Source organism: Planotetraspora phitsanulokensis (assembly GCF_016863295.1).
Taxonomy (GTDB): Bacteria; Actinomycetota; Actinomycetes; order Streptosporangiales; family Streptosporangiaceae; genus Planotetraspora; species Planotetraspora phitsanulokensis.
In genome coordinates this window covers 567,476-590,009 of the sequence record NZ_BOOP01000003.1, presented here as the reverse complement: position 1 = coordinate 590,009, position 22,534 = coordinate 567,476, and the positions used below count along the sequence as shown (strand labels likewise).

At 67.4% G+C, this 22,534-nt stretch carries 22 protein-coding genes; 14 read left to right on the top strand and 8 right to left on the bottom strand.

What is annotated here, in order from left to right; genetic code table 11:
* Window positions 1-442 (bottom strand): hypothetical protein (locus Pph01_RS05645; RefSeq protein ID WP_204071846.1); only part of this gene is annotated, 442 nt, incomplete at its 3' end.
* A gap of 149 nt (window positions 443-591) precedes the next feature.
* Between Pph01_RS05645 and Pph01_RS43640 the strand changes: the two genes are divergently transcribed.
* Window positions 592-813: a thiolase family protein gene (locus Pph01_RS43640; RefSeq protein ID WP_204071845.1), complete on the top strand. Its 222-nt coding sequence runs from the start codon at window positions 592-594 to the stop codon at window positions 811-813.
* A complete protein-coding gene (locus tag Pph01_RS05635; protein WP_204071844.1) occupies window positions 788-928 on the top strand; it encodes a hypothetical protein in 141 nt (46 codons plus the stop codon). Before Pph01_RS43640 ends, Pph01_RS05635 begins: the two co-directional genes overlap by 26 nt.
* A 76-nt stretch (window positions 929-1,004) precedes the next feature.
* On the opposite strand, the gene Pph01_RS05630 is transcribed toward Pph01_RS05635, so the two are convergent.
* Together Pph01_RS05630 and Pph01_RS05625 are read right to left on the bottom strand one after the other, a co-directional pair.
* Complete coding sequence (locus Pph01_RS05630; RefSeq protein ID WP_239116445.1) at window positions 1,005-1,592, bottom strand: GNAT family N-acetyltransferase; 588 nt, start codon at window positions 1,590-1,592, stop codon at window positions 1,005-1,007.
* A gap of 426 nt (window positions 1,593-2,018) precedes the next feature.
* Complete coding sequence (locus Pph01_RS05625; protein ID WP_204071842.1) at window positions 2,019-2,663, bottom strand: hypothetical protein; 645 nt, start codon at window positions 2,661-2,663, stop codon at window positions 2,019-2,021.
* A 655-nt stretch (window positions 2,664-3,318) separates the two neighbouring features.
* On the opposite strand from Pph01_RS05625, the gene Pph01_RS05620 reads away from it, so the two are divergent.
* From Pph01_RS05620 to Pph01_RS05600, 5 genes are all read left to right on the top strand, one after another.
* Window positions 3,319-3,816, top strand: coding sequence for a PRC-barrel domain-containing protein (locus Pph01_RS05620; RefSeq protein ID WP_204071841.1), 498 nt, complete (start codon window positions 3,319-3,321; stop codon window positions 3,814-3,816).
* Window positions 3,817-4,680: 864 nt separating this feature from the next.
* Window positions 4,681-5,145: a hypothetical protein gene (locus Pph01_RS05615; protein ID WP_204071840.1), complete on the top strand. Its 465-nt coding sequence runs from the start codon at window positions 4,681-4,683 to the stop codon at window positions 5,143-5,145.
* Window positions 5,145-5,564, top strand: a complete 420-nt coding sequence (locus Pph01_RS05610; protein WP_204071839.1) for a hypothetical protein — start codon at window positions 5,145-5,147, stop codon at window positions 5,562-5,564. Before Pph01_RS05615 ends, Pph01_RS05610 begins: the two co-directional genes overlap by 1 nt.
* A 406-nt stretch (window positions 5,565-5,970) precedes the next feature.
* Window positions 5,971-6,786, top strand: coding sequence for a helix-turn-helix domain-containing protein (locus Pph01_RS05605; RefSeq protein ID WP_204071838.1), 816 nt, complete (start codon window positions 5,971-5,973; stop codon window positions 6,784-6,786).
* Between the two features lie 148 nt (window positions 6,787-6,934).
* Window positions 6,935-7,135: a hypothetical protein gene (locus Pph01_RS05600; RefSeq protein WP_204071837.1), complete on the top strand. Its 201-nt coding sequence runs from the start codon at window positions 6,935-6,937 to the stop codon at window positions 7,133-7,135.
* A 109-nt stretch (window positions 7,136-7,244) separates the two neighbouring features.
* Here Pph01_RS05600 and Pph01_RS05595 read toward each other — a convergent pair whose 3' ends face one another.
* Complete coding sequence (locus tag Pph01_RS05595) at window positions 7,245-7,895, bottom strand: DUF305 domain-containing protein (RefSeq protein ID WP_204071836.1); 651 nt, start codon at window positions 7,893-7,895, stop codon at window positions 7,245-7,247.
* Between the two features lie 289 nt (window positions 7,896-8,184).
* Between Pph01_RS05595 and Pph01_RS05590 the strand changes: the two genes are divergently transcribed.
* The 4 genes from Pph01_RS05590 to Pph01_RS05575 all read left to right on the top strand — a co-directional run bounded on the left by Pph01_RS05590 (window position 8,185) and on the right by Pph01_RS05575 (window position 13,847).
* Window positions 8,185-9,900: an LVIVD repeat-containing protein gene (locus tag Pph01_RS05590; protein WP_204071835.1), complete on the top strand. Its 1,716-nt coding sequence runs from the start codon at window positions 8,185-8,187 to the stop codon at window positions 9,898-9,900.
* Between the two features lie 515 nt (window positions 9,901-10,415).
* Window positions 10,416-11,372 (top strand): branched-chain amino acid ABC transporter permease, encoded by a 957-nt coding sequence (locus Pph01_RS05585; RefSeq protein ID WP_204071834.1) that lies wholly within the window; start codon window positions 10,416-10,418, stop codon window positions 11,370-11,372.
* A complete protein-coding gene (locus Pph01_RS05580; protein WP_204071833.1) occupies window positions 11,369-13,099 on the top strand; it encodes a branched-chain amino acid ABC transporter ATP-binding protein/permease in 1,731 nt (576 codons plus the stop codon). The genes Pph01_RS05585 and Pph01_RS05580 overlap by 4 nt, the downstream gene beginning before the upstream one ends.
* Window positions 13,100-13,118: 19 nt before the next feature.
* Complete coding sequence (locus Pph01_RS05575) at window positions 13,119-13,847, top strand: ABC transporter ATP-binding protein (protein WP_239116444.1); 729 nt, start codon at window positions 13,119-13,121, stop codon at window positions 13,845-13,847.
* A gap of 52 nt (window positions 13,848-13,899) precedes the next feature.
* On the opposite strand, the gene Pph01_RS05570 is transcribed toward Pph01_RS05575, so the two are convergent.
* Window positions 13,900-15,114, bottom strand: coding sequence for an ABC transporter substrate-binding protein (locus tag Pph01_RS05570; protein WP_204071832.1), 1,215 nt, complete (start codon window positions 15,112-15,114; stop codon window positions 13,900-13,902).
* Window positions 15,115-15,247: 133 nt separating this feature from the next.
* Here Pph01_RS05570 and Pph01_RS05565 point away from each other — a divergent pair, with 133 nt between their 5' ends.
* Both Pph01_RS05565 and Pph01_RS05560 read left to right on the top strand, forming a co-directional pair.
* Window positions 15,248-15,736: a hypothetical protein gene (locus tag Pph01_RS05565; RefSeq protein WP_204071831.1), complete on the top strand. Its 489-nt coding sequence runs from the start codon at window positions 15,248-15,250 to the stop codon at window positions 15,734-15,736.
* A gap of 267 nt (window positions 15,737-16,003) precedes the next feature.
* Window positions 16,004-18,394, top strand: a complete 2,391-nt coding sequence (locus Pph01_RS05560; RefSeq protein WP_204071830.1) for a beta propeller repeat protein — start codon at window positions 16,004-16,006, stop codon at window positions 18,392-18,394.
* A 480-nt stretch (window positions 18,395-18,874) separates the two neighbouring features.
* On the opposite strand, the gene prfH is transcribed toward Pph01_RS05560, so the two are convergent.
* Window positions 18,875-19,564 (bottom strand): peptide chain release factor H, encoded by a 690-nt coding sequence (prfH, locus tag Pph01_RS05555; RefSeq protein WP_204071829.1) that lies wholly within the window; start codon window positions 19,562-19,564, stop codon window positions 18,875-18,877.
* Entirely contained in the window at window positions 19,561-20,760 is a 1,200-nt protein-coding gene (locus Pph01_RS05550) for an RNA ligase RtcB family protein (protein WP_204071828.1), read from the bottom strand. Before Pph01_RS05550 ends, prfH begins: the two co-directional genes overlap by 4 nt.
* 797 nt (window positions 20,761-21,557) lie before the next feature.
* Between Pph01_RS05550 and Pph01_RS05545 the strand changes: the two genes are divergently transcribed.
* A complete protein-coding gene (locus tag Pph01_RS05545) occupies window positions 21,558-21,812 on the top strand; it encodes a hypothetical protein (RefSeq protein WP_204071827.1) in 255 nt (84 codons plus the stop codon).
* A 130-nt stretch (window positions 21,813-21,942) separates the two neighbouring features.
* On the opposite strand, the gene Pph01_RS05540 is transcribed toward Pph01_RS05545, so the two are convergent.
* Complete coding sequence (locus Pph01_RS05540; protein WP_204071826.1) at window positions 21,943-22,479, bottom strand: GNAT family N-acetyltransferase; 537 nt, start codon at window positions 22,477-22,479, stop codon at window positions 21,943-21,945.
* Window positions 22,480-22,534: the final 55 nt, after the last annotated feature.

Genomic DNA, 22,534 nt, shown 5'->3' with positions numbered 1-22,534 from the left:
TTTCCGTCCTTGCGAGGCTGTTGTCCTTGGTTGCCGCAAAAGGCGCGAGCGCGAGGTCGAGCGCGGCGTTGAGTGGCCAAGGGTCATTTGCAATCTGACTCAGGGTGCTGCCTCCATGAAGCGCCGCAAGAATCAGCACCGCACTCTTCTGGGCGTCGACATCGGCCCTCCGAGTCTGATCTGAGGAGAAGTGTGTGTCGCCCGTGGTGCCGGACTGCAGCAACCGGTCAACCGTCTCGGCGATGAGTTCGCGCCACCGATCGAGGAAGTCGGCCCGCTCGGGCACATCACCTGTTTGTCGCATCGCCAGCACGTACGGCGACAGTGGGGTCATGAGCTCCTCGACCACCCGGCGGCGCCAGCCGGCCAGCTTCGCCCCATCAGTGACTCCAGCCAGACATGCGCTCTCGCGGGCCAAGACTTCCGCGAAGTGCGTCCTCATCAATCCCTCCCGGCCAGTCGACACCACTCACGCATCCCGCCATGTTATGGGACTATTTGGTCCATTTTACACCGATGCGGTGACGCTTTACAGCCGCAAGGCAATAGAGTCGTGGACTGGCAACGAGAATGGACTAAAAAGTCCATTGGTTGTTACCGTTCGCGCATGGCTACAGATGCGTACGTGGTGGCAGGGCTCGCACTCCGTTCGGGAAGTACGGTGGCTCGCTCTCACACCTGCGCCTTGACGATTTGTTGGGCCTATCGATGGTTGCAGCCTGCGAACACTCCGGGGTTCCCCCGGACCGCATCGACGAAATCGCAGCGGGCTGCGTGAACACCGCCCATGAGGGCATGCTTCGAGGTTCCTGACGACCGGCTCAACTTCAACGGGGGCGCCGTCGCCGTGGGCCATCCGTTCGGGGCCTCGGGAACCCGCTACGTGCTCACCCTCGCCATCTCGATGCGGGAGCGAAACGCTCGCTAGGGCGTTCTCGGTGTGTGCGCGGGCTCAGGGCAGGGTGTGGCCGTCCCGCTCGAGAACGACCAGGCATGAACCGGGATCAGCGTTCGACGGGGCCCGGCTCGAGCGCGGAGGTGTCCAAGTCACCCTTCCGCAGCCGAAAGACCTGAAGACGCAGGTCGTAGTACTTGTCCGTTTCTCCGACCCACTCCATCCCGATGCGGCGGGCGGCGCGTGTGCCGCGCTCGTTCTTGGGCCGTACGACGGCGAAGACCTCCTCTTCGCCGTTGCTGAAGGCATAGTGGGCCAGGGCATGACCCGCCTCGGCCGCCAACCCCCGCCCCCACGCCCACGGGGCGAGCTGGTAGCCCAACTCCAGGTCCTCGCCCTCCGGCGGCAGCGGAAGAATCTGACCCGAGCCCGCGACGCGCCCGCTCCCGGTCTCTTCGATCACCCACCGACCACTCGGGCGCCCTTCGGATCCCAGAGGTGCGGCGATCCATCCGGTGATCACCGCACGCATCTGGTCGAGGTCGTTGACGTGATCCATTGCCGGGGCCAGCCACCGGGAGACCTCCAAGCTGCCGTAGATGTCGAGCGCCCCGGCTGCGTCATCTTGATGCCACGGACGCAGCCGCAACCGCGGTGTGCTGATGGTCGAACCGACGATTGTGACCTCGTGAGTCAACGCTGCTCCTCGATGCGGGGACGAGGCACGCCGGACGGCGCGCTTAGCGGTTGATAACGCTACGCCGTATTGGACGAACTCGTCCATCTAGGCTCGCACCGGGTGACGTCACAGCGAGCCGGAGACAGCAGACGAAAGAGATGTGGCCTCCCGGGCACTAATCGAAGGAGAGTCAGGGGCACACATGACCTGGGCCGGCCGACAGCAAGGCCCAGAGCGGTCGAGCACTACGTCGGAAGTGAGATCGAGGCCGATGAGCGGCGGTACCACACGCGGTGTCGAACGCCCCGCAAGGTCGGCCAACTGAGGTCTCGCCGCCGACGCTGATCACCAATAGTCACCACCAGGGAGTTGCAGATGGACCCAACCCACGCACGTGAGTTGATCGAGGGTGAACGTGAACGCATCAAGGAACTTCTCACGTACTCAGCCGCTGAGCGGGCGGCTGCTCTGGAGGCGGCCGCTGATGCGAGGACCTCGGTCTTCGACTCGGCGAACCCGCTCGCCCAAGAGCTTCTTGACGATGCCGTAGCCGAGCAACTCAGCGCACGGTTGGCTGCACTCGATCGGGCCAGCGAGCGCCTGCGGGCCGGTACCTACGGAGTTTCGTTGCGTAGCGGTCGGCCGATCCCCGACGAGCGGCTTGAGGCTGACCCTGCGGCGGAGCTTCTCGTTGATGAGGTCGGGTAGGACGGCATGGCTGAGGCCGCGGTCTTGACCTCGTGCAGCGGGGAGAAGTTTGTCTTTCTGGTCGGCCTGTCTTCGGTTGTAGCAGTTCAGAGGCCGGATCTCATCTGTGGGAGTCCGGCTTTTTGATCGTCTGATCCTGATGATCTGTATGCCACCGCTGGTGAACACCTCGTCGAAGGTGTGTGAGAACTTGCCATCGTGGTCCCGGATCAGAAATTTAAACTGGTCGGCGCGCTCGTCCAGGTTCATCAGCAGGTTCCGGGCCTGCTGGGCAGTCCAAGCCCCGGTCGGGTTGGCGGTGACGCCAAGGATGTGCACACGGCGAGTCTCGATCTCCATCACGAAGAAGACGTACAGGCGCTTGAGGAAGACCGTGTCCACGTGCGAGAAGTCGCACGACAGGATCCCGGAAGCCTGAGAGGTCAGGAACCGCCGCCAGGTCGGTGACGCACGGCGTGGGGCGGGGCCGAGTCCGGCCTCCGTCAGAATCCGCCGGATCGTTCCTTCACCGACCCGATGCCCGAGGCCGAGCCGTGGCGACCAGTCGCCGGTGCCAGGCCACCCGGGTGCCCGGAGTCACGATCCGATGGAACCGAAGACGTTCAGACAGCAGTCGCGCCAACCCGGAAATCACAGCGCGGTCGGCCCACTCTGGCTTCGGACGGGGGACCTGACGGCGGAGCACTGCGACCTCGTGCCGCAACACCAAGATCTCCACCTCCTTCGACGCGTCGTTTCGCGACAGGAGCACCAGCCAGCGGAACAGACGGATCATGAGCAGATAGACGAGGCGGATCAACACAAGCTCTGAGGATAAGCCCAGGTCAGATGACCTGCACGAGTTCTGGCGCCTCACAGGTCGTCGCCGCCGAGCGCGGTAGAGGTCGTCCCCCTCTTTGGTGACGGTCGCGGCATCTGCGAAAGGACCTCCTCCGACGGCAGCCTTATGGCGCTTTGCTGCGATAAAGGGGTGTTTATCCGAATTGATATGGTATGCGGGTAAAGGTTCCCCAAAGCGAGCGCGAAGGAGGCACGGATGATCAAGCACGAGCAGATCGCCATGGTCCTCGACCATCCGGTCTACGACCGAAACGGGGACAAGGTCGGCGAGGTCAAGCACGTCTTTCCGGACGACGCGACGGGACGGCCCGAGTGGTTGTGCGTGAAGACGGGGCTGTTCGGGACCAAGGAGGCGTTCGTCCCCCTCAAGGACGCCGACTGGGTCGCCGACCACGTCGAGGTCCCGTACGAGAAGGCGTATCTCAAGAACGCGCCGAGTGTGGACCTGGACGGCGAAGGCCACCTGTCCCCCGAGCAGGAGCACGACCTCCACAGCTACTACGACCTGGACTGGCCCACCTCGCTTCGGGAGGACCAGCCCGGCGAGGCTGGCTGGGACCCCGTCGGCGACGAGCGCCCAGGCCTGAGCGGCGTCGGCCCGAGCGGCGGAGCGCTGAGCGCGGATGGCGCGACAACGGCGCCGGATGAGCGGCTCGACGCCGAGGGCGGCAGTTCGCCGTGGCCGCCGTCCTGATCAGCGTGTTCACGCGCGCCGGCGAGCCGCAGGGGCAGCTGGCCGCCGGCATCTCCGGCCGGCTCCACCTGTGGGAGAGCCCGGTCCGCACCCGTGTACCGGCTCCCCGCTCTGCCGTCCGCCCTGATTGGGCGACACCCCGTACGCGCGTGCGACTTCTGCCTGAGAGCGGCCCTCGACGACAACCGCAGTGATCTCAAGCCTGGCCTTCGACACGGCCAGACACTGGACCGCCGCAGTTTCCTATGTCTGGAGACATGCGTTTCCTATGTCCTGAACCAGCACACTGTCGTCCCGACGCAGCTCAGAGGGCTGATCCGAGTGATCGGGTCGGCCCTTTCGGCGTCTTGGGGACCACGATCATCTTGTGTCCGGCCTGATGGCGCTGCTTGACCACGGGTCAAGCGGGGGTGCCTCACGTGAGCCCACCAGCAGGGGCTAGTCATCGGCTATGACCTCCTTGGGGCGAGGAAGCCGGCGGCCTCGCCCCGCTCGCCCCGATCCGTTCTTGCGTAGTCCGCGCGCGGAGTAGTTGGCCCGCTTCCAGGACGTCGTCGACGCCGGGGTGCGCGCGGCGTGGCCGGGCTGGCTGCAGTCGATCGTGCCGAGTGAGATCGCGGGGGTCGTGGGGGGCGAGAGCTGATGTCGCAGACCGACTGCAGGTGCTCTGAACTGCGGAAAGACGTTGACGCGTCGATGTGCTCGGGTGCTCCGCGATCAACGAACCGATCGCAGAAAGAAGACCCGATGCAGGCTCACAGCCAAGAGCACCAACACGGGACTCCCTGTGTCGCTACGCCAACCGTGTGCGATGGGTGGGAGTCTAATGGGTGCGAGTTCTCCCCCCAGTCCGTGGAGCACCTCATGGCCGACGAGCCAGCCACCTTCCAAGTGGGTCAACCACCTGAGCCGACCGTGCCGTCGAGGAAGCGACCGCCGTGGTTGGGGATCGCGGTAAGCGTCACGGTGGGCCTGGTGGTGCTGGTCGCGGCAAGCGCCTTCGCTGCCGCGAACCGGGAGGACATGCAGTCCCCGTGCGACAGGGCGATGGTCCTTGTCAGTCAGGTAGACGACATCGTCGAGCACCAGGGCACGACGGTCGGATACGTCTCCCCAGACGAGACCACGCCGCTGTGGTCCACCCTTACGCGGATGGCGGATGGGCTCGCTGAGGGCTCGTATACGGACGTGGACGGTGCCCCGTCTAAGGAGCTTCAGGCCGCGTTGTTCGAGTTCGCTCGGACGTTGCCGACATCGCCGGGTGGGCTGTCGGACACGGGCGGCGATGTTCAGCAGTCGCTCCGCCACATCCGGGCCGCGTGCGCGTAATGCACCGTCGGCTCGATGCCGAACACGGCGACCATCATGCGGATTTCGGCGGCATCCATCCACGATTGCAATCCTTACCGAAGGGGGTTCGCGTGGGAGAGCCGATCGAGATTCCGCCACCCGTCCTCAATACGTTCGATCTGATCCGGGCTCTCGTCGACATGGCCGTCGAGGTGCTCAAGGAGTCGGCGCGTCCCGAGGTTCCGGAGCTGCATCAGGTCTTCGACAGCGATACAGGGACGGCCACGGACGTGGTCGGTGCCGTTCATATGACTGTGACCGCGCACATGACCGTGTCTGCCGAGGTTCAGCCGGCGATGCTGACGGTGCCCGAGGTCAAGATGGCCCGTGCGTGGCTGCGGTCTGCGAAGCCGGCCCTGATGGCAGCGAACCTGCTGGTTCTGCCCGTGTGGACCTGAATCTGCAGGACTGGTTTATCAGCACGGGGCAGATGCTTGAGACAGCGGTGGAGATACATGCGCGGGCCGTCGCTGCCGGTGTTTGACCCCTGGCTTCAGGCCAAGACGCATAGGGGACTGGGGACCATCTGGGGACCACACGTCATGCGCGGAGCCGAACAACGCGCACGTCAGCACACGTCGTCCATGGCTACCTGAAGGCCGTTGAGCTGCAAAAACGCCTACCCCTACTTCCTGGGGGTCAAGGGGTCGCAGGTTCAAATCCTGTCGTCCCGACTCTGTTTCGGCAGGTCGGAGCCGTGATCACGAAAAGATGTGATCACGGCTTTGAACCATTCCCGCAAGTTACTGACCAGTAGTGACCGCTTTGCCAAACCTTGCCATAAAACTTCTTACTGTGTCTGGCGTGGACAACCTCTTAGGTGAGTTCCTCCGTGCCCGACGAGAGGCGACAACCGTCGAACGGGCGGGGCTACTGCGAGGCACGGGCAACCGCCGCACGCCAGGGTTGCGCCGCGACGAGGTCGCAATGCTGGCAGGAGTCAGCGTCGACTACTACATGCGACTGGAGCAGGGAAGGGAACGCAGCCCCTCCGATGCTGTGCTAAATGCCCTGGCCGGGGTCTTCGGCCTTGACTACGAGGCCACAGAACACCTGTATGAGCTTGCCCGTTCTACGCGAGGAAGTTTCAGACGTACGCATGTGGCCGACCGCGTCTCCCCGTCCGTTCTACGCCTCGTGAACAACTGGGAGCATGCCCTGGCGTTTGTGGTAAACCGCCGGTTAGACGTGCTCGTGCAAAACGCCGAGACCGCAGCCTTTCTTGAGGGTTTGTCCGATAGCGACAACCTGCTTCGACTGACCTTCCTCAACCCGGCGTCACGCGAATTCTTCCTCGACTGGGAACAGGAGGCACGGTTCAAGGTCGCCCATATGCGCGCCGCGGTCGGTGCAGACCTCGACGACCCATCGGTTCTCACCCTGGTGGAGGAGTTATCGCTCGCAAGCGAGGACTTTCGCCGAATGTGGGAAAGCCATGACATACAGGTCAAACCGCATGAGATAGGGCGCTACCACCATCATCGCGTCGGCGATCTGACTCTCTGGCATGCGACGTTCTCCATCGACGGTGTCCCCGGCCAGCGACTCTTTGTCGCACATGCCGAGCCCGGCACCCCATCCGACGACGCCCTGGCCAGGTTGTCTGCCAGCCGGTGCTGAGTGGGACCCAGCTCAGCCAGCACACACGCGTAACCTGATCATGAAAGGAGCGGCCCCCGGCACCATCCGAGAGGCCGCCCACAACACCATCGAAGACACGCCCCCACCAGGACGGCCTACCCGCAAGCGTACGACCCGGGAGGCCGCATTGACCGAAACCGACCAGCCGACATTCCCCGAATGGGCCTGCCGCGGCGCCTGCAACCACGCCGCCCGGCAGACCTGGACGGCCTACCACCACACGCGCGACGCCTACTACCGAGCCGTCGACGCCGCCGTGGCCGCCTGGACCAAGGCAGGGAAGAGCGGCGACGCCTGCGGAGGCGCCCGGGTACGGGCGAGCTGGTGAAGATGCTCGGCGGCTCGATGCCTGAACCGGATATGGCGCGGGGTCCCGGTATGAGCCGGGACCCCGCGTTCACACGTCAGCCGCTCATGGGAATGACCCGTTGCCCCGTTCATCCCCCCATCGGGGCGAGCAGTTTCTGCATCCGGTCGATCTCGATGCGCTGGTCGGCGTCGACATGGCCGGCGAACTGGTCGATTTCCGGTTCCTGGCCTCCCTTGTCGGCATAGAGCTGCTCCACCATCTGCAGCGCGCCCATGTGGTGCTGAATCATGTACCGGTAAAACAGCCGGTCGAATGTCGCGCCCTTGGCGTTCTGCAGTTCGGCCATCTGCTCCTCGGTGAGCATTCCCGGCATCAGATCGCCACTCTGGTGGTCGTGGCCGGAATCCACGCTGGGCACCTGCTCGAGCCGCGCCCGAAGCCAGCGCACCATCAGCCCGATCTCATCCTGCTGCGAGACCTCGATCCGCTTGGCGAGCCGCGGGAGGTCCTTGCTCGCGCTACGGCCCGCGACCAGAGCGGTCATCCGCAACGCCTGGGAGTGGTGTCGGATCATGCCTTGCATGAATCGCACGTCGGCGTCGGTGTACTCGCGTCCGTCGGAGCGCGGCACCTCGTCGGCGGGAAGTACCTTGCTGCTCTGTCCCGGCGGCCCCGGCTGGACGACGGTCGGTTTCGGGCCTTCGGCCGTACACGCGGTGAGCGCGGCAGCGATCAGCAGAGGCGGAAGGAACCGCTGGAACAGTTTCGATGACTTCATGGTCTGCGCTTGCTTCCGAACGTGCTGGGGACCGGGCTAAACCGGAGGATGTGACACCTATAGCACATTTACCGAAAATTCAGTTACTGTCTCCCCAGCATCGCGTAGATCTTGCCGGATTGGCTGGACATAAGACATCCAGTGGTTAAGTCACGCGGCGCGTAGTCATGCCAGAAAGACCCAGAAAAGGAGGGTGCGACCGATGCATATCGGCCGTACGGCACATTGGGGACGTGCTTGGTTACGCAAACTCAGTGTCATCGCCGCGGGAACGGTCCTGGTGGGACTCATGCCCGCGACGGCGATGGCGGATGACGCCGATCCACGAATCGGACTGGGCGCCGGGTGGCTCGATGCCCAGCAGGCCGCCAGCGGGCTGGAGCTTCTGGCCCACCAGGATCGGCCGGAGGGCTTCTACCAGCCCTCCAACCCGGGCAACCTGTCGTACGCCAACTCCGACATGGCGTTCAGCGGCAAGTACGCGTTCGTGGGCAACTTCAACGGCTTCAACATCTACGACATCTCCGCACCCTCGAACCCGGTCCTGACCACGTCCGTGGTGTGCCCCGGCGGCCAAGGCGACATGTCCGTGTACGGCAACCTCCTTTTCATGTCGGTGGAGGAGACCCGAGGACGGCTGGACTGCGGCACCCAGGGCGCGAGTGGCACGGTCAACCCGGACCGCTTCCGCGGCGTCCGCGTCTTCGACGTGAGCGACATCACCAAGCCGGTCCAGGTGGCCGCCGTGCAGACCTGCCGCGGGTCCCACACGCACACTCTCGTCACCAGCAAGAACGACCCGGAGAACGTCTACGTCTACGTCTCCGGCACGGCCGGTGTCCGCTCGGGCGCCGAACTGGCCGGCTGCGCGAACACGGCGGCGACCGACCCGAACACGTCCCTGTGGCGGATCGACATCATCCGGGTGCCGCTGGCCGCCCCGCAGAACGCCTCGATCGTGAACCAGCCCCGGCTGTTCGCCAACCCGGAGACCGGGGCGCTCGACGGCCTGCAGAACAACCCGTCCACTCCGCAGCACCCGTCCGGCTCGAACTGGTCGCCCCGGCCGGTCACCAATCATTGCCACGACATCACCGCGTACTCCGAGATCGGCCTGGCCGCGGCCGCCTGCGCCGGTAACGGGCTCCTGCTGGACATCTCCGACCCGGCCAATCCCGTCCGGCTCGACGAGGTCTCGGACCCGAACTTCGCGTACTGGCACTCGGCCACGCTGAACAACGACGGAACGAAGGTCATCTTCACCGACGAGTGGGGCGGCGGCACCGGGGCGCGTTGCCGGACCACCGACGAGCCTTCGTGGGGCGCGGACGCGATCTACGACATCGTGGACGGCAAGCTCAAGTTCGCCAGCTACTACAAGCTCCCGGTCGCGCAGACGACGCAGGAGAACTGTGTGGCGCACAACGGCTCGCTCATCCCCGTACCCGGACGGGACATCATGGTCCAGGCCTGGTACCAGGGCGGCGTCTCGGCGTTCGACTTCACCGACTCCGCACACCCGCGCGAGATCGCGTTCTTCGACCGCGGTCCGATCAACGCGAGTGCCCTGGTCACCGGCGGCTTCTGGTCCGCGTACTACTACAACGGCCATATCTACGGCAGCGAGATCGCCCGCGGGTTCGACGCGTTCGCGCTGACCCCGAGCGAGCACCTGGACAAGGCGGAGATCGACGCCGCCGCGACGGTCGGCTTCGACAGGTTCAACGCGCAGCACCAGCCCAAGCTGAGCTGGCCGGCGAGCTTCGAGCTCGTGCGGGCCTACTACGCGCAGGCACTGCGCACTGGCACCCTGAAAGCCAACACGGCCGCGAACGTTCGCAAGTTCGTCGACCGGGCGGAGAGGTTCAAGGACGGCCCGCAGGCGAACGCCGCCGTGGCGCAGCTTCGCGCCGTCTCCCACCAGCTCGACACCTCCGTCAGCGCGCAAGCCACGTTGGCGAAGTCGCTGAACGACCTCGCCGACGCGCTCGACCGTACGGCATAGCGGACGAGAGGGGGCGCCCAGCCCGGGGCGTCCCCTCAACCCCGTCGTGCGGTCAGTCGCCGGCGGTTCAGCGTCCGCGAACCGCGCCGGAGCCGATGTCGATCACATCGACGAGTCGGTGAGGGGGACATGCTCCTCGACCTGCTGAGGCTCCGGCAGCAAGTGACGTGATAGCCCAGTTGCCGGACATGAAGTACCTGCGTTGCGCCCAGGATCTTCCACCATGATGCCCGCACTCCGCGTGGAGGATTGTCGGCGGAGGTATGGGCGCTGGGCTCGCACCGTGTCTGGACCGTGGCGCGCTTACCGCCCCCAGACCAACGGCAAGGTCGATGCGCGGCGCTTCAACTCCAGCCTGACGTGCCCCGGAGCGGAGCGGAGCTGTGACTGCGACTGCGGTTCCTAGAGCACCGGTCACCGGGCTATAGGATCCCCCTCCAAAAGACTGACGAAGGGTGCGTCGCCATCTCCTGCTATCACTCATCTGGCTTGCCGATCACTGAGGATGGCGCTCGGTGAGCGGAGGGGTGGCCCTGCAGGCGTTCCTGAGCGGGTTGGCCCTGGGTACGGCCTACGGCTTGATCGCGATGGGGTTCAGCCTCGTCTACCGGCTCACCGGCGTGATCTCCTTCGCGCACGGCGATCTCGTGGTCGGCGGCGTGTTCATCGGTGTGCTGGTGGTGCTCGGGTCCACGCCGGTGGCGGCGTCCCTGGACGTGGTGCACTCCATCGGGCTGGCGGTGCTGATCGTCGCCGCGGGAGCGGCACTGTCGGCGTGCGTCTACCTCGTCGCCGTACGGCCCTTCCTGCCGGGAGTCGGGCACCGGTCCACCCGCGGGGACGTCTTGGGCTGGGTGGCGGGTGGCCTGGCCGCCGGCCTGCTGATCCGGGAGGTTCTCGGGCTGGTGCTCACGCAGGACGCGTACGCGGTCCCGGATCCGTTGCGCCTTGGCAGCCTGACGCCTTCAGGGGTGCTGCAACTGCCCGGGGGAGGGACGGTGGCGGTGCGCACTCTCGGGGTCATAGGGATCGGGTTGGCCGTGGGGATCCTGGTCGAGCGGCTGCTCGTGCTCACCCCGGTCGGCACGGCGATGAAGGCGGTCAGTGAGGACCCCACCGCCGCCGCGCTGCTCGGGCTCCCGGTGCGGCGGCTGGTGCTCGTCGCTTTCGTGGTGGCCGGCGCGCTGGCGGGTCTGGCGGGGCTTCTGATCTCCCCAGACCGTTCGCTCGGTGTCGACGACGGCGTCGTCCTCGGTCTCAAGGCGATGGCGGCCGCGCTGGTGGGCGGCCTGGGATCGGTGCGTGGCGCGCTGGCCGGAGGGCTGGCGCTCGGCGTGATCGAGTCGTTCGTCGTCGCATCGAGCGTTCTCGGCCCCCACTACGCCGACGTGGTACCGCTGGCCATCCTGCTGATCGTGCTCGCACTCGGACGGCGGGGCCTGCGATCGCCGCTGCGTGAGGACCTGGAATGACAGTCGAGCTGGCACACCATCTGTACCTGTTGATCGCGGTGCTGGGGCTCGCGCTGTCCGTCTCGTACGGAGGGCAACCCGTCCTGTGCCAAGGCGCGTTCCTGGCCGTGGGCGGTTTCGGTGTCGTGCATCTGGAACGCGCCGGATTGCCGCTCGCAGCGGCCGTGCTCGCCGCCGCCGCGATCGCGGCGTGCGCCGGCTACCTGGTCGGCCTGCTCACGGCTCGTCTGCGCGGCGCGGCGGTCGCGTTGTCGACATGGGCGTTCGCCTGGCTCGTGTACGAGTTGCTCCATGCGTTTCCTGCGGTGTCCGGTGGGAGCCAAGGGCTGGTTCGCCCGACACCGGCCCGCCTGAACTCACCGTTCTTCGGCGTGACCGTCACTCTCACCCCGTGGGTGCACGTCGCCGTGGCGGGAACGCTGTGCCTGTTGTCACTGGCCGCCGTGGCCCGGCTGACCCGCGGGCCGGCCGGCCTGGACTGGGCGGCCCTTCGCGAGACTCCCGCGCTGGCCACGTCCCTCGGGGTGCCGGTGCTTCGTCGCAGGGCTGCTCTCTTCGCCACGACCGCGGCCATCGCGGCGGTGTCCGGCGCGGGCATCACCGTGCTGCTCGGGGTAGCGGCCCCATCCGACGTCTCGCCATTGCTGTCCCTCCAGTTGTTCGTGGCGGCGCTGATCGGGGGTACGGCACGGCTGTGGGGGCCGGTGCTCGGCCTGCTCGTGATCGCCGTGATTCCACCGCTGGGCGACGCGCTCGCCGGCGCGGTAGGTCTGCCGGCCGAGGCATCCGGTGGCGTGCTCACCGCCTTGGCGCTGGTCGCGGTTCCGTTCCTCCGCGAGCCGATCGAACGGCTGGCGTCCCGGTGGCCCGAGCGGACGGAGCGCCCGCGTGAACCAGTGGAACATTCCGGGGAATCCGCCACCCCCACCGCGTCCCGGGAGGGGGTGATGTTGGTCGCCCAGGGGCTGGATGTCGGTATCGGGGAGACGGACATCCTCACGGGAGTGGACTTGGAGGTGCGAGCCGGAGAGGTCCACGCGCTCATCGGCCCCAACGGCAGCGGCAAGACGACGGCCTTACGCGCCCTCGCAGGTGCTCTGCGTCCCAAGGGCGGCCGGATTCTGCTGGAGGAGACCGACGTCACCGGGGCCGGCCAGTTCGAGATGGTCAGGAGGGGAGTGACCCGGACGTTCCAGCGCACCGTCGGTCTGGAGCGGCTCTGTCCTCACAGTCAGGTGCTGCTCGGGGTGCGCGGAGGAACACCGGTGCCGTTCGCCGCCGTCCGGCACCTTTTCGGAAGTGCGTCGATGCAGGACCACGCCGCCACTGCCGACCGCGAGGTATGGAGGGCGCTGCATGTGACGGAACTCGCCCAGCGCGCGTTCGACCGCCCGGGCGCGCTCGGCGCCGGCGAACAGCGTCTCCTGCAGGTGGCCCGGGCCGTCGCGACCGGGGCGCGCGTGCTCCTGCTCGACGAACCGGCCGTCGGCATGACCGGGCCGGAACGAGCCGCCCTGGCCCGTGTCCTGCGTCGCCTCGCGGCAGGCGGCGTGGCCGTCCTGCTGGTCGAACATGACCTGGCGCTGGTGTACGGCGTCGCCGACAGGATCACCGTCCTGGATCGCGGCCGGGTGCTGGCGAGCGGAACCCCCGAGTCGACGGCCGCCGATCCCGCCGTACGCCGGATCTACCTCGGCGATGCGGATCCGTCGTCCACCCGCGCCTGACGTGCTGAGAGGAGACCGCGTGGCGCTGCTCGACGTTCGCGGACTGTGCGCCCGCCACGGCGCTGTACCGGTGCTGGACGACGTGTCCTTTCACATCGAGCGCGGCGAGATCGTCGCGTTGCTCGGCGGCAACGGCGCGGGTAAGTCGACCGTCGCCCGTGCGGTGTCGGGCCTGCATCGGCCGAGCTCGGGCGAGGTGATGTTCGACGGCCGGGACATCACCCGGGCTGACCCACGGCGGATCGTCCAGGGGGGACTGAGTCACGTGCCCGACGGCAGACGCGTCTTCCCCAGTCTCACCGTCGAGGAGAACCTGACCCTCGGCGCCTATCTCGACGGCCGCAGGAAGAACGTCGTCGCCCAGCGCCGAGAGGCCGTCTACCGGACCTTTCCGCGTCTGGCGGAGCGGCGCGCGCAGCGCGCCGGCAGCCTGTCCGGCGGAGAGCAGCAGATGCTCGTCATCGGCCGCGGCCTCATGTCGGACCCCTCGCTGCTGGTCCTCGACGAACCGTCGGCTGGTCTGGCTCCTGCGTCGATCGCCGCGCTCGCCGAGGACATCGCCGCCATCCGGGCCGCGGGCACAGCCGTTCTGCTCATCGAGCAACACCTTCAGCTGGCTTTGCGGCTCGCCGATCGGCTCGTCGTGCTGCAGGAAGGTCACGTGATCCTCAGCGGGTCCACCGCGGCGGTGGCGGCCGACCCGCGGATCGGCCGGATGTACTTCGGCGACGGCAACCCCCTGAAGTGAGCCGCTCCCGCTTTCCCGGAGGCCCTGATATGCGTCCCCGTGGTGACGGGCGTCAGTCCTGCAACTGGTTCACCGAGGGGATGGTGTCGGAGAGCGGGTCGTCGCCGACGGGTTCGAAGACGAAGCCGTGGAACCGGGCGAAGTACATGTCGCTGGGGTTCACCCCCTCGTGCTGGTCGGCCGCGTAGCCGCGGTAGTCGCCGTTGGCGCCGGTGATGCTGATCTTGTTCAGGGCCTCCATGAGCGGCTCGCCCGGCGCGCCGCTCTCGCTGAGCGATGCGGCGACCAGGTGAACCGCGTCGTAGGAGAACATCGGCCAGTCCGGCGGCTGCACGACCTGCTTGCCGTCCTGGCGGACACCGACCAGATCGACGCCCATCTTCGCCTCGTAGCCTGCGCGGAACTGCTCGAACGGCCCCGGCCCGACCTCGCTGGTCATCCGGAATGAGACGAAGGTGACCTGGTCGAGCCATTCCGGATGCTCGGCGAGGCGCCGGCGGACCAGCGGGTCCTCACCGGTGGGCCCGGTGTAGACGGGCACCTTCCAGCCCAGCGCGTTGACGGCCTGGATGGCCGCGATCACGTCGCTCGCGCTCGCCCACACCACGAGCTTGTCGGCGCCCGCCTGCCGCGCGGCCAGCACCTGCGTCGTCAGGTCGGGGGAGCGCGCCGGCGCCTTCTGATCCGCCACCACCTCGACCTCGTCGATCTTGAAGGCCTGTAGCAGCGCCTCCCGGCCCTGTTCCCCGTACGTCGAGTCGTCACTGATCACGCCGACCTTGGGGCGGCTGTTCGCGATGTAGTCGGCGAGGCGGCGCGCCATCGGCTTGTTGGCCGGCGCCATGCGGAAAAGGCTCGGCCAGCGGGACGGGTCGATCAGCGCCTCGCCGCCTTCGAAGCAGATGAAGACCGGCAGGTGCGCGGCGTCGGTGATCGGCGCGACGGAGGCCGCGCCGGTCCCGTCAGTGAGCAGAACGGCCGCGTGGTCGTCGACCGCCTTGCGGGCGTTCGCCGCGGCCTTGGCCGGCGACCCGGCGTTGTCGAGCACAGTCAGCCTGACCCGGCGCGATCCGGACGAGGTGGTGACCCCGCCGTGCGCGTTGAGCTCGTCGATCGCGAGCCGCGCCCCTCGTTCGATGAAGGCGTCGATCCACGGCTCTGTGGACACCGGCGCGCTGACCACCACCAGTAGGTCGTCGGCGGCGGCCCCCTGCGACCCGCCGCCCGAGCAGGCGGAGATCAACACGATGAGCGCGGCGAGCCACATCGGCACCATCCGTGGCCTGTGGCCACGCCGGCGAACCTGATAGCGTCGCCGCCCACGGGCGCGTCCGCCCGTTTTGAGGGATTCCTGCCCGATCATGCGCAGGACCTTATCTCACCTCCCGAGGGACCATTTCATGAACATCACACGACTGATCGCTGCGGCGAGCGTCGCCGTCGCCGCCGTGGCATCGCTCGCCGCTTGCGGGGAGACTTCGAACGGCACTGCTCAGGCAAGCCCCGTGAGCGCGACTTCGGCGGCGGCGAGCCCTGCGGCGGCGGGCAACGGCATCCCCTGCTCGCAGGCCGGCGACCTGACCGGCACGCCGGACCGGCAGCCGCCCGCGGACCTGCCGATGCCGTCCGGCGGGCAGTTGTACATGTCCAAGGGGCCCTTCGGCAAGACCGAACTGTTCTTCCTCGCGAAGGACGCGGATCCCACCAACCTCGACAGTGTTCGCGACGAGGCCGCGGACGTGCTCGCCAAGGCCGGGTACAAGATCGAGCGCAAGGACCAGGAAGAAGGCTCGGAGGCCGAAGCGCACCTGTCTGGACCTCACGACGTGGCCATTCAGGTGATCCAGCTGTGCGAAGGAAAGGTCCGGGTCAAGTACACGTTGTCGTAGGAGACGAACGCCGGCCCGTGGCTTCCTACATTTGTCGCACGAGACCCTGACGGCTTCGCCAACGGGTACGCGCGCTGCTGGAGGCGGTGCACGGGCCGGCCCCCGTACGACGCCGACGCGCGGTACGGCATCGAACGGGCACGGAGATCACGCCCGCAACGTCCCGGAAGTAGTTAACCTTCGACAAACGTCTATTGACTCCTTACTTCCGATCTCTTTACCTTTTGCCCCAGATGTCCAACTGTGGACGGGTTATTGGGAGACGGAATGTTCAAGAGACGTAAGGGCCGGATGAGGCATGCCCTGCCCGCGATCGGTACGGCAGGCCTTCTCGCATTCGCCGTGTCGGCCTTGACATTCCAGGGGCCCGCGTTCTCGGGTCAGGCGGCCCTGTCCGCGGGAAGCCAGACGAGCGCCTCTCTGCAGCTTCCCGGCGAGGAGGAGGACGGCGGTCCCGCCGAGCCGGCGAAATACCTCACGCAGAAGTTCACCTCCGGCCAGGAGGTGACGGCCGCGCAGATCAAGCAATCGGTCCAGCAGGCCAAGGCGCTCAAGCCCGGCGACGGCACCTGGGACCTTGTCGGCCCCTCGAACATCGGAGGCCGGGTCACCGACCTGGCCGTCGACCCCGCCCACACCGACACGTTGTACGTCGCGGCCTCCGGCGGCGGCGTCTGGAAGAGCACGGACGCCGGCAACACCTTCGAGCCGGCCTGGCCGGGCGACAACACGCAGACGGTGGGCGCGGTGGCGCTGGGCGCCGACGGCACGTTGTGGGCCGGCACCGGCGAGGCGAACCCGTCCGGCGGCGGCCTGACCTATTTCGGCGACGGTGTCTACAAGTCGACCGACGGCGGCAAGCACTGGCAGCAGTGGGGTCTCACCGGGAGCTCGGCGATCGGCAGGATCGTCGTCGACCCCACGGACCCGCAGACGGTCTTCGTCGCGGCCGCGGGGAACCTGTCCGGGTCGGCGAGTGAGCGCGGCATCTACCGGCTGACGAACGGCGGCAAGGACTGGAAGCTCGTCCTGCCGACACCGAACGCCACCACCGGCGGCGTCGACCTGGCGATCGACCCGGCGAACCCCAAGCGGATCTTCGCGTCGCTGTGGGACCACCAGCGCAACAGCGGCGCACGCCTCTACGGCGGCGTCGGCTCCGGTCTGTACCGGTCCGACGACGGCGGAGACACGTGGAAGCGGCTGGAGAACGTGACCGGCAGGCATGTCTCGGACGCGTCGGGCACCGGCCTGACGAGCGACCCGAGCCTCGGCCGCATCGGAGTCGCGGTCGCGCCGAACGACCCGAACCGGGTCTACGTGATCGCCGGCAACACGTACGGTCCCGACAAGGGCTTCTACGTCTCCGACGACGGCGGCGACTCGTTCGTGCCCAGCGGTCGTGCGGGCGGCTCGAGCGGCTTCGAGTGGTGGTTCGGGCGCCTGTTCGTCGACCCGAAGGACAAGAACCACCTGTTCAACGCCGACGTGAACCTGCGCGAGTCCAAGGACGGCGGCGCAACGTGGGCCACCTCCAGCGGACCGCACGCCGACCAGCACATCGTGCAGTGGGACCCCAACGTCCCCGACCGGGCCTACCTCGGGAACGACGGCGGCGTCTACCGCTCCGACGCCAACGGCGCGACCCGCTCGTGGATCCACGCGACGTACGAGCCGTTCAACCAGTCGTACCACCTCGCGGTGGCCATGGACGATCCGAGCCGGCTCGCGTCCGGCCTGCAGGACAACGGCAGCAACCGTACCTGGACCGCCGCCGCCGGGCCTTCGGACCTGACGCAGTGGAACTCCTACGGCGGCGGTGACGGCCACTTCGTCGTGATCGACCCGAGCGACCACAACATCTACTACGAGTGCTCCCAGGTCGGAAACTGCACCCGGCACGAGGATGCGAACGGCACCACCCGCAACATCCGGTTCGGAACGCGGCACTCCTCGCGGATCACGACGGACGCCCCGGTCGTCCTCGACCCGAGCGACCCCTCGATCGTGTACTTCGGCGGCAACGTTCTCGACCGGTCGACTGACCGGGGAACGACCTGGACGCAGATCAGCCCGCCCGGGGACTACCTGACCGGCCCGGTTCCGCCGGAGCAGGACGACAAGGGTTCCTACGGCGGCCTCTACTCCACGATCACCACGGTCGGTGTGGCGAAGACCGACGGCAACACGATCTACGTCGGCACCGACACCGGCCGGCTCTGGAAGACGACCGACCTCGGCGCCAACTGGACCGAGTTCACCGGCAAGGGCCTGCCCGTCCGGTGGGTGAACTCGATCGTGGTCGACCCGGCCGACGCCGACCATGTGTACGTGGCCTACTCGGGCTACCGGGAGGGCGACTACGCGGCGAACGTCTGGGAGACGACCGACGGCGGAGCGAACTGGAAGAACATCAGCGGAAAGCTGCCGAACGCGCCGGTCGAGATGCTCGCCTACGACCAGCCGAAGGACCAGCTCTACGCGGCGACCGACTTCGGGGTCTTCTACGACAAGAACGGTAAGAAGAACTGGAAGCGGGTCGGCGACGGCCTGCCCAACACGCCGGTGCTCGACATCAAGATCACCGGTGACGGCAAGACGCTCTACGCGGCGACCTTCGGCCGCAGCGTCTGGAAGATCGCGCTTCCGCAGGGGTAGCGAGCTACCCCCTGACGGTCGGGGAGGGCGGGCGCACAACGGGCCCGCCCTCCCTGCGTTTTGGTCGTCCAGGTCATTTCCGAAAGCGGCCCGGTGCCGCGGCCAACTCGATACGGACATGCGCGTCACGAACCCTGCGGGTGCCGAATAATCATCCGCGCTGGTCAGGCCGCTGGTCACCGGTGAACTGTTCGCGGACCGGTCGATCCGCCTTTCTTCTTCCCGGCGGAGTTGTTGTCGATTCGGGCGAACTTGGCCCCAGGACGCGAGATGGCCGGCGGCGGGGAAGTGCTCCGCGGAGACGCGGGCACCCGTGACGCCGTGGTGACCCAAGTATCACGACACCAGTCCGACGCTGACGAGGAAGCCGCAGAACGCGGCGACCAGGCCGGCGAGCAGGCTCAGGATCCGCTCGCGGGCAGGTTCTCACTGCGCGCGCTGCTTGCCCTGGCGACCCTCATGTTGTCAGGTGCGTTTCTCCTACCGCGGTGAGCGTGATGGGGTGGACTGCTGCCGTCGACGGGGTGTCTGCTTCTGCGGGGCCGGGTCCTGCTGCGACATTTCCGGCCGTTCGATGCGGGTGGGGTGGCCGCGTACGAGCTCATCGTGGATGCGCCAGCGGGCGGTGGTGACGGCGCGCCCCGTCGCCACGTCGCTCTGCTCGATGCGCTGTCGTAGCAGCTGCATGGCGATGCGGCGGTTGAGGCTGAACTGCCGCTCGGTGTCGACCACGACGACGATCCCCGAGGGCCGGTGAGTCGCCCGTACCGCCGTGCTGGCCTTGTTTCGATGTTGACCGCCGGGGCCGCCGGTGCGGCAGGCGACGATGTCGACATCTGCTTCCGCGAACGTCGTGCGCGGGGTGTCGACCTGGCACTGTTGGGCGATGACGTACCAGTTCTTTCGGCCGGTGTTGGCCCGGTAGGGGCTGGGGGCCTGCCAGCACAGAGTTCCGGTCCACGAGGCAGCGAATATCTCGGCGCCGGCTCCTGCGATCTGGACCAGGACCGATCGGTAGGTGCCGGGCCGGTCACCGGGAACGGTCTGGGCCCGCCGGGTCTGCAGATTCTGCCGGGTGGCGTCGGCTTCCAGCCGTCGCAGCAGCCGGGCCAGCGCCCAGGCACACTCCTGCGGACCACGCCCGGCCGACAGGAGCAGGTGGACGCTCACGGACGGCCTCCCTTGCGGCGGCGGTCCCGGTGGTCCCGTCGGGGCGTGGACCCAAGGTCGGGCGTCTTGTAGGTGACGAGGGGGACCGTGGTGGCCACGGGCGTAGCCAGGTCATGGTCGACGAGGTCGGCGATCACCTGCTCGATGCGCTTGTAGGCCGTTGGTGCCTCCTCGAAGAGCAGCTGGCGGTCGCCGCACACCACCAGCGACCCCACCGGCGTGCGGCGCAGCTCCTCGACCGTGTGCTTGGCCCGGCCCCGGCGCAGGGCGTCCGCACGCGACATCTTGCGGCCCGCGCCGTGCGCCACCGAATGGTTGGCGTCCGGCCCGGCGTGGGCGGCCACGAGGTAGGAATGGGTGCCTCGCGTGCCGGCGATGAGCACGTCGCGGCCGTCACCCGGCGCCGCCCCCTTGCGGTGCAGGTAGACCTCGTCGCGGATCTCGACCAGGTTGTGGCACTGGTCGACGATCGGCTCGGTGGGCTCGGCGCCCAGGGCATGGGCTACCCGGGCGGCCATCAGCCGCCTGTTGAGCGATCCCCAGCGTACGGCGTCGTCATGCATCGCCAGGTAGGCGGCGGGATCAGGGGCGGGCCCCGCACCGTGGACCTCGGTGTGCGCCCGCAGGATCCGCTCGCCCAGTCCTCGGGAACCGCTGTGGACGATGAGAACGAGGTCGTCGGTGGCGAGCCCGAGACGGCTCGCGTGGCCGGGCTCCAAGACGGTCTCGATCCGCGCCAACTCTACGAAGTGGTTGCCACGGCCGACCGTCCCGAGGCCCTCGAGGTGACCGGTGGGAATATCGCCCTTCACAACGGCCCAGGCCGGGTCGTCGGCGTCCTGCTCAGGGTCCAGCGCGCGGTCGAGGTCGGGGAACCGGGCGGCGAGCTTCGCCGGTACGGCGCGCTTGAGCTTGATGGGAAACACGGCGATGCCGCAACCGATGTCGGAGCCCACCAGAAACGGATACAACACGGTCGACGCCATGGCGGCGCCGATGGGGGCGCCCTTGCCGGGGTGCAGGTCCGGCATGGCAGCGACGTGCATCATGCCGTCGAGGGCGGCCACCTGGTGGCACTGCGCGAGTGCGCCGGACTCGATCCAGCTTGTGGGGGAGGCGAACACGGTGACTGTGGCCGAACCCGTGACAGGGGCGGACGGCAGCGGGAACTCCTGCCGGGAGTGTTGCTGAGACAAGACGCACTCTTCACTGAGAAGGGTATGGGCGGACGGCATTACGGCACGGGTCAGCGCCGTGGGATCTCGAAGTAGCAGGTGCTGTGTCCGTCAGAACGTCATGGACACCACGTTCCCCTGAGCCCACCGTGCGAGGCAAACGGTTTTCGGCCGTACGGAACCGCACCCCTGCACGCACCGCCGTCCAACGACGTGGGCGTACGCTGCGATCGACATGTGGAGAGCGCGGCGGATGCATGCACTCTCATGCCACAAGTCGCATACCCGGCACGACTCCGGGTTGGTCATGTCAACCATCAACCGCGGCCGCAGTGTCAGGAATCAACCAAGCGGGACAGGCGACGAACAGGCGACGGACGTTCGTGTCGGGCCTCGGTTGATGCTTGACGCTTCGACCCCGCCTGATGCTTTACATGATCACGGCGAGGTTGGCGACACTTCCTCTTCTGGCGATGAGCGGATGTGCGAAGACCTGTTGGCCGCGCGATCGTTGGCGAGGTCTACCCGGCGGGGCAGCCGTGCCCGTCTGCCTAGGATTACCGGGTGAACGAGGAAGACCGAACGTTGCCGGCCGTGGTCGAGGAGGCACACGCGTTGAGGTTCTTCGAGGACCACGACGGCCACGACTTCCAGCCGTACGACATGTTCATGTGGTCCGGCGAGACCGCCGAGTGGTGGCGTCACTGGACCGGCGACCCGACCGCTGGCGCCCCACCGTTTCGGGTCTTCGGACAAGACGGTTCCGGCGGGTTGGCTGCCTTCTGGATCCGAGCGCCGCAATCGAAACACACCCCATCGTGTTTCTCGGCTCGGAGGGCGAGCTGCAGGTCATCGCCCGAGACTTGGGTGACTACCTTTGGCTGCTGGCGAACGGGGTTGGGCCATTGGAGACCGTCGATGGAATTCATCGCGTACCCGAGCCCATCCCGGAACTCCTCGCTGTTGCTCAGCGACACACCGGTACTGCGCAGCGGCCCGTCGACGCACTGATCGCCGCCGCCGATGTCGAGTTGCCCGCGTTGACAGCGCTGATCAACTCTGGGACCAACTAGCTGACCAGGATCCGTACGGTCAGGGCACCGTCATCGCGGTGCCTCCGCCCGACGTCCGGATCTGCCGCCGAGCGGGCGTCGTTCCCTACGCGGAAGGACATCCGACGCCTCAGGCCGAACATCGGGTGTGTCAGAGCCGTCTCGTGGTGAACAGGGTGGTTCCGTAGACCGCGTCCACTTCCTTCCGCTCGGTCTCGGTGAACCCGACCTTGGCCAGCACACGGCGAGAAGCGGTGTTCCACTCCCAGACCGTGGCCCACAGACGTTCGTGCCCGGACGATCTCGCCCAGTCCAGAACCGCCAACGAGGCCTCGGTCGCGTATCCCTGACGCCAGACTCGGCGTAGGAGTTCGAACGCCAGTTCCGGTGCCCCTTCCGATCCTCGTCCGGCGTCGATCAGCCCGCAGTAGCCGATGACGTCGTGCGCGGCCTTCCGCTCGACCGCCAGCAACCCGATCGACGATGGCTGGTTGGTGCGGATCGAATCCTCGAGCTCTGCGACCGTGGGGTGTCCATCCGCGTCGATTCGGCGGTGTGGAGGCACTCGTGGATCACGTTCGGCCCACAGCTCACGCAACACGACAGCCTCGGCTACCCGCCAAGGTCTGAGCAGCAGGCGACCCGTCTCGAGTACAACCTCGCGGCCCGGCGTCACTCCAGCTGCCATGACAGCAACACTCTCACGGGCGAACGCACTGTCATGCCGCAGAGGGTGCGGGCTG

What these genes read in the sequence shown, in the direction of transcription:
- Pph01_RS05635 (WP_204071844.1), top strand. Translation starts at nt 788, where the DNA reads ATGAGGGCATGCTTCGAGGTTCCTGACGACCGGCTCAACTTCAACGGG.
- Pph01_RS05620 (WP_204071841.1), top strand. Translation starts at nt 3,319, where the DNA reads ATGATCAAGCACGAGCAGATCGCCATGGTCCTCGACCATCCGGTCTAC.
- Pph01_RS05615 (WP_204071840.1), top strand. Translation starts at nt 4,681, where the DNA reads ATGGCCGACGAGCCAGCCACCTTCCAAGTGGGTCAACCACCTGAGCCG.
- Pph01_RS05610 (WP_204071839.1), top strand. Translation starts at nt 5,145, where the DNA reads ATGCACCGTCGGCTCGATGCCGAACACGGCGACCATCATGCGGATTTC.
- Pph01_RS05595 (WP_204071836.1), bottom strand. Translation starts at nt 7,895, where the DNA reads ATGAAGTCATCGAAACTGTTCCAGCGGTTCCTTCCGCCTCTGCTGATC.
- Pph01_RS05590 (WP_204071835.1), top strand. Translation starts at nt 8,185, where the DNA reads ATGCCCGCGACGGCGATGGCGGATGACGCCGATCCACGAATCGGACTG.
- Pph01_RS05580 (WP_204071833.1), top strand. Translation starts at nt 11,369, where the DNA reads ATGACAGTCGAGCTGGCACACCATCTGTACCTGTTGATCGCGGTGCTG.
- Pph01_RS05570 (WP_204071832.1), bottom strand. Translation starts at nt 15,114, where the DNA reads ATGTGGCTCGCCGCGCTCATCGTGTTGATCTCCGCCTGCTCGGGCGGC.
- Pph01_RS05565 (WP_204071831.1), top strand. Translation starts at nt 15,248, where the DNA reads ATGAACATCACACGACTGATCGCTGCGGCGAGCGTCGCCGTCGCCGCC.
- Pph01_RS05560 (WP_204071830.1), top strand. Translation starts at nt 16,004, where the DNA reads ATGTTCAAGAGACGTAAGGGCCGGATGAGGCATGCCCTGCCCGCGATC.
- Pph01_RS05540 (WP_204071826.1), bottom strand. Translation starts at nt 22,479, where the DNA reads ATGGCAGCTGGAGTGACGCCGGGCCGCGAGGTTGTACTCGAGACGGGT.